The 5,821-nt window shown below is 62.3% G+C and carries 6 protein-coding genes; 4 read left to right on the top strand and 2 right to left on the bottom strand.

What is annotated here, in order from left to right:
• Positions 1 to 54 precede the first annotated feature (54 nt).
• Positions 55 to 1,632: a sulfatase family protein gene (locus tag VIW95_RS14170; protein WP_331587633.1), complete on the bottom strand. Its 1,578-nt coding sequence runs from the start codon at positions 1,630 to 1,632 to the stop codon at positions 55 to 57.
• 59 nt (positions 1,633 to 1,691) lie between these two features.
• Positions 1,692 to 2,300 carry a CoA pyrophosphatase gene (locus VIW95_RS14165; RefSeq protein ID WP_331587631.1) on the bottom strand — a complete coding sequence of 203 codons (609 nt, stop codon included), beginning with the start codon at positions 2,298 to 2,300 and terminating at the stop codon, positions 1,692 to 1,694.
• Positions 2,301 to 2,401: 101 nt separating this feature from the next.
• Here VIW95_RS14165 and thiI point away from each other — a divergent pair, with 101 nt between their 5' ends.
• From thiI to VIW95_RS14145, 4 genes are all read left to right on the top strand, one after another.
• Positions 2,402 to 3,610, top strand: coding sequence for a tRNA uracil 4-sulfurtransferase ThiI (thiI, locus tag VIW95_RS14160; RefSeq protein WP_331587629.1), 1,209 nt, complete (start codon positions 2,402 to 2,404; stop codon positions 3,608 to 3,610).
• A 15-nt stretch (positions 3,611 to 3,625) separates the two neighbouring features.
• Entirely contained in the window at positions 3,626 to 4,024 is a 399-nt protein-coding gene (locus VIW95_RS14155; RefSeq protein ID WP_331587627.1) for a VOC family protein, read from the top strand.
• A gap of 162 nt (positions 4,025 to 4,186) precedes the next feature.
• Entirely contained in the window at positions 4,187 to 5,353 is a 1,167-nt protein-coding gene (locus VIW95_RS14150) for a hypothetical protein (protein ID WP_331587625.1), read from the top strand.
• Positions 5,354 to 5,398: 45 nt separating this feature from the next.
• A partial coding sequence (locus VIW95_RS14145; protein ID WP_331587623.1) for a glycosyltransferase family A protein occupies positions 5,399 to 5,821 on the top strand: 423 nt, incomplete at its 3' end.

The raw sequence follows: 5,821 nt of genomic DNA, 5'->3' as shown, positions 1-5,821 counted from the left end.
CGGAACCCACGGTGGGTTCCGCCTTCAATCAAGTGATTTCCCCTTCCCCTCTCCTCAAGCCGGCGCCTCGACCGGAAGCTTGGGGTCCCGCTCAGGCGGCAGATTGTCATATAAATCCGCGCGCAGGTCGGACTTCAGCTTCGCGTACGCGGGATCGTCCCACAGATTGCGCCATTGCATCGGATCCTCGCGCAGGTTGTACAACTCGCCTTCGCTGCCCTCGTAGCGGATGTCGTAAATCGCGCCGCGCGGCGCGAGCATCGGTGGAATATTCGCAATGTCGAAGCCGACGTCGCGCGTCGATTTTTCGTAAGCGGTGAGCGTGTAACCGTCGCGGTAGATACTCCGCAGATGCATCCCGATCGCGGCAAACTGACTGTCCCATTCTGTGATGACGCGCTCGCGGCCGGAGCCCGGTACGGTCGGCAGCGGCTTGCCCTGCATCCAGTCCGGGATCGGGACGCCGGCGATTTGGCAAAACGTCGGCGCGAGATCGAGTTGGCCGACCGGTTCGCCGATTTCGATCGGCGCGAGGTTGGCCGACGGTGCCGGGCGCCAGATCATCGGCAGTCGCATCAATGCGTCCACGTGGTACGGGCCTTTGTAGAGCAGGCCGAAGTCGCCTTGCAGCTCGCCGTGATCGGTCGTGTAAATTACGTCGGTGCGCGATTCCCATCCGCGCTCGGCGATTCGCGCGAGCACGCGGCCGCATGCCTGGTCGATCAATTCGTTCTCGACGTGCGTCAGCGCGTTGACTTCGCGAATCTGATCTTCGGTGAGTTGGCACGGAACGAAGCTGCCAGGCCCGCCCTCGAAGTTGCGGAAGCGGCCTTCGTACCAATCCAGCCAATGACGCGGCTTGCCGGCCAGAATTTTTTCGATCTTTTCGCGCGAGCCTGGATAACCGGCGGGCAAATCGAGATCGCGCCAATTGATTCGGCGCGCCTCGTCCTGCGGCGGATCCCACGGATGGTGCGGGTCGGGGAAGCTCATCCACACGAACCAGTTGTCGTCGGAATCGAGCGAGTCGAGGTAGGCAATCGTGCGCGCCGCGACCCAGTCGGTGTGGTAATGCTCGCGCGGAACGGGATTGTACTTCACTTCGGGCGCGCCGGTGTCGCCGCCGGGCAGAGCGCTCAGAATCGGCGCGAAGCCGGCGATTTCGTCGGGATGGTTTTTCTGCAACCACAGCGAATAATGCCAGCCCCCGACCGGCGTATGCATCGCGAGTTCCATCCGATCAAAGCCGCGATACGGCCCGGTCGAATCTTTACGCGCCATCTGGTTCTCGAACCATCGCCCCTGCAAATCGAAAGCGGGCTCGAAGTGCGCTTTCCCCAGCAGCGCGGTATGGTAGCCGGCCTTCTCGTGCAGATATGCGGCGACGCTCGGTGAGTCGGGCGGCAGCGCGACGCCGTTGGCGACCACGCCATGCGTGCGCACGTACTGGCCGGTGATCATCGTCGAGCGGGCTGGCATACACACGACATTTTGATTGTGCGCGCGCCGATAGTTGATTCCGCCACCGGCGAGCCTGTCCGCCACCGGCGTCTGCGCAATCTTGCCGCCGTTGCATCCGAGCGCGTCGTAGCGCTGCTGATCGGTAGTGATAAAAAGAATGTTGCGTCCCATCTTCGGCTCCCTTCGAATCTTTTGCAGGTGGGAGTGTATGACGCAATCGCGATGCTCGCTCACGCCTTGGTTGGATCGAGCAGTTCGAGCAGGTTCAGTGTGATGCGCAGCGTGAGGCCCCAGATTGTTTGGCCGCCGTACAGAATCGCCGGGAACTTCGACGAGCGGGCGGCGGGACCTTCGCTCTTCCATTCGTAATCGCCGCGAAACTTTGGATCGCGCAGCGCGGTCAACGGCACGTCGAAGATTTGTGCGACCTCCGAGAGTTGCGGTCTCAGCGGCGCGTCTTGCGGGATGACGCCGACGAAGGGCGCGACGACAATTCCGCTGGTCGTCGTTTGCATCGTCGCGAGAGCGCCGATTACCTCGACGGTCGAAGGATGGATGCCGACTTCTTCGTGCGCCTCGCGCAGGGCGGCATCGAGCAGTGTTGCGTCGATCGGATCGACGCGGCCGCCGGGAAACGCGACCTGCCCGCGATGACTCGCGACATGATCGGATCGGCGAATATAAACGATGTGAAGCTCGCCGCCGCGCTCGAACAGCGGTATCAGCACTGCGGCCGCGTTGGATTTGTTCGCGAGCGCCTCGCGCGGCGGCGGAGTGACGGTAGAAAGCTTGCGCCGGATGGTCTCGACCTGGAGGTTGAACGTAGCGTCGTCACTCATCGCTACAGATAATCGCGCACATCGCCCTGCTTGCAAGCTCGTGGCCGGATTTCAATGCGGCCTGCGCGTGGGCTAACCTCAAGTCGCGGCGAGTTCACAACATGAGATATTTGATTGGCAGGTACCACGAGATCGCGCTCAAAGGGCGCAATCAGTGGCGATTCGTCGACCAGGTCAAGCAGAATCTGCGCGACATATTCGGCGACTACCGGCTGGGCAATATGCGTAGCGTCGGGCCGCGCCTGCTGGTGCCGCTGCCCGACGAACTTGGCGACGAGACGGCGGCCGAGCGCGCGGCCCTGATTTTCGGCTTGCAGAATTTTTCGCTCAGCTATTCGACGCCGCGCGATATCGAGTCGATCTCACGTGAAGCGATCAAGCGCGCGACGGGCAGCAAGGCGCGGACGTTTGCGGTGCGGACCAGGCGCGAGGAAAAGCGCTTCGCGATGAACTCGGTCGATATCGATCGCGCGGTCGGCGGCGAAGTGCAGGAGGCGCTCGGCTTCGAAGTGGATCTAAGCGCGCCCGAGCTTACGATTTCGATCGAGATAATGAATGACGCCGCATACGTGTCGGCCGGTAAGTTGCCGGGCGCGGGTGGGCTGCCGGTGGGTGTTACGGGCCGCGGGATGGCGCTGTTGTCGGGCGGGATCGACTCGCCGGTCGCGGCGTATCGCATGATGCGTCGCGGGCTGCGGCTGGACTTCGTGCACTTTCATGCGCATCCGCTGGTGTCTGCGGCGAGCCGCGAGAAGGCGGCCGAACTCGCGGCGCATCTGACGCGATGGCAGGTGCGATCGACGCTGATGCTGGTGCCGTTTGGAAATCTGCAGCGCGAGATCGTAGCGAACACTCTGCGTCCGCTGCGCGTGGTGCTTTACCGGCGCTTCATGCTGCGGATTGCCAGCGCGCTCGCGGAGCGTTCGCAGGCTACGGTGCTGGTGACGGGTGAGAGCCTGGGGCAGGTCGCCTCGCAGACGCTCGAGAACATGGCGGTGATCGAAAAGGCGGCGGCGTTTCCGGTCATGCGCCCTCTGGTCGGGATGGACAAGAACGAGATTATCGATCAGGCGCGCCGGTTGCGTACGTTCGAGACGTCGATATTGCCGGACGAGGATTGCTGCACGCTGTTCGTGCCGGCACATCCGGAGACGCGGGCGCGAATCGAGGAAGTCGAGGCGGCGGAATCGCGCTTCGATATTCCGCGGATGATCGACGACGCGGTGCGCGCCACCGAAGTCGAGCGGTTCTGGTTCCCGCCGCGAGCCACAAGAGCCACTACGGCCCGAGCGTCAGCAACGCAGGCATAGCCGCAGAGAATCAATATGGAAATTCCACTCAAGGTCGCGGAACTCGATCACGTCGTGCTGCGATGCCGCGATCAGGATCGCGCGTACGACTTCTACACGCGCATCCTGGGTCTCAACGAGGAGCGGCGTATCGCGCAGATCGGACTGATCCAGTTGCGCGCGGGTCGCAGCATGATCGATCTGGTTCCCGCCGGCGGTCCACGCGTCGAGGCGGGACTCAACGTCGATCACGTGTGCATCGGGGTCGAGGCGCGCGACTTGAACGAGGTCGTGAGCTATCTTCGCGGACAATCGGTGGAGGTGTTGGGTGAGCCCGCGATGCGTTACGGGGCGCACGGGGCGGGGCTTTCGATTTATGTGCGGGATCCCGAGGGCAACGTGATCGAGCTCAAGCAGATGCCGGCCGCGGCGTAAATGGCGAGTCCGGTGCTGGTCGCATAGCGCGCCTTTTTTCTGATAAGCAGGACTGTCGTCGCCGGTACGGCAGCCGACCGGCGGCATCTAGCTGACTTGTTTTTGGTGGAAGCGACACTAGAATCGATCCGTTTGCGGCTCGCATGAAGAGGAATTTCGACGATGACGACAATCAGGATTCAAGCCAAAGGCGCGATGCTGGCGGCTGTGGCACTTTGCGCGTTTATGTTGGCGGGATGCCAGGGTCATACGCCGCAGGCCGCGGCCGATAACTATCTGAACAATCTCAAACTCTACAATTATCCGGCCACCTACCAGGCGCTGTCGCATCAGGACCAGGTAGATCGCACGATGGATCAGTTCCTCAGCGAAATTCCGATGGCGCCGGATGTGAGCAAGGACTGGTTCAAGGGCATACTGCGCACCTATGACTACAAGGTTGGTGATGCGAAGACCGACGGCGACAAGTCGATAGTCACGGTCAGCGTGACGCGACCCGATCTAGCGCTCTGGGAGCGGACAATCGATGCTGGGCTCAGTGGCGATCAGACTCCCGATTCGATCGCGCAAAAAAACCTGCAGGAAAATACGTATCCCAAGGTCACCTACGACGACAACATGGTGATGGTGCAGCAGGGCGGCGAATGGCGGCTGCTGGTCGATTTCCCGTTCAAGGAAAATATCATCAAGGAACACAAGGACGCCGTCGATCTGTACCACAAGCACGACTACGACAAGGCGATCCCGGCCTATCAGAAAATTCTCGACGAGCTGGACAAGGAGCAGGCGACCGGCAACGCGGGCCTCAAGTTCCAGTACGGCCGGGAGTTGGCGGATATCCAGAACGCGCAGAAGCAGCTGCCTGACGCGCAGGCGTACATCCCGAAAATCGTGCTGAGCGACGTAGACATGAAGATGTCAGCATCGCGAGTGCCGGGGATTTTCGGCAAGATGACGAACAGCGGCGACAAGGCTATCGACGAAGTTCAGTTCACGGTCACGTATTACGAAGGCAAAGGAAAAAGCAAGAAGGACGTGTTCACCGAGGTGCACACGCCGGTCGCGACGCCGCTCGAGTTCACCAACTTCGGGCGGCCGTTGCTGCCGTTCGTGCCGGGGGAGACGCGCAGTTTCGGTTTCCGTCTGACGGCCGCGCCTGAAATTCAGCAAAAGGCAACGCCGGATCTGACGGTCACGTCGATCGTGTTCACGCAATCAGGAGCGCCGCTGCCGAAGCCGGCGGCGCCGTCGCCGTCGCCGGGGGCTTCGCCCGCAGCGGCTGGATCCGCGGCAGCGGCGCCCGCGCCGGCGGGCGCGCCGAACCACTGACGGCTATTATGACTGTGCGCGCGGCTTCGCCGCGCCCACGACCACGTGACTGTCAAGCTCACAATTGCGATTCCCACGCACAATCGCGCTGCGCTTGTGCGCGACACTCTGGAGAGCGTCGCGTCGCTCGCGATCCCCGTGGACGTCGATGCCGACTGCGTCGTCATCGACAACGCGTCCACTGACGACACCGCCACCGTTGTAGATGACTTCGCGCGCGGCGCAGCGCTTCCGATGCGCCGTGTGTTCGAGCCGCATCCGGGCTCGAGCTTCGCACGAAATCGAGCGGTGGATGAAAACGCGTCCGACTACATTTTCTTTATCGACGACGACGCCATTGCTGAGCGCGATTGGGCCGCCGAACTGCTCGACGACATGCGCCAGCGCGATCTCGACGCCGCGTGCGGGATGGTTGTGGCGCGATGGTCGTCGCCACCGCCCAAATGGCTCGGCCCGAGCCTGTGGGTG

It is taken from the genome of Binatus sp. (SeqCode) (assembly GCF_036522015.1).
In the GTDB taxonomy this organism is placed as follows: domain Bacteria; phylum Desulfobacterota; class Binatia; order Binatales; family Binataceae; genus Binatus.
Note: the sequence above shows the minus strand (reverse complement) of the source record. Positions and strands in the feature narration are given on the sequence as shown.

What these genes read in the sequence shown, in the direction of transcription:
- VIW95_RS14165 (WP_331587631.1), bottom strand. Translation starts at nt 2,300, where the DNA reads ATGAGTGACGACGCTACGTTCAACCTCCAGGTCGAGACCATCCGGCGC.
- VIW95_RS14155 (WP_331587627.1), top strand. Translation starts at nt 3,626, where the DNA reads ATGGAAATTCCACTCAAGGTCGCGGAACTCGATCACGTCGTGCTGCGA.
- thiI (WP_331587629.1), top strand. Translation starts at nt 2,402, where the DNA reads ATGAGATATTTGATTGGCAGGTACCACGAGATCGCGCTCAAAGGGCGC.
- VIW95_RS14170 (WP_331587633.1), bottom strand. Translation starts at nt 1,632, where the DNA reads ATGGGACGCAACATTCTTTTTATCACTACCGATCAGCAGCGCTACGAC.
- VIW95_RS14150 (WP_331587625.1), top strand. Translation starts at nt 4,187, where the DNA reads ATGACGACAATCAGGATTCAAGCCAAAGGCGCGATGCTGGCGGCTGTG.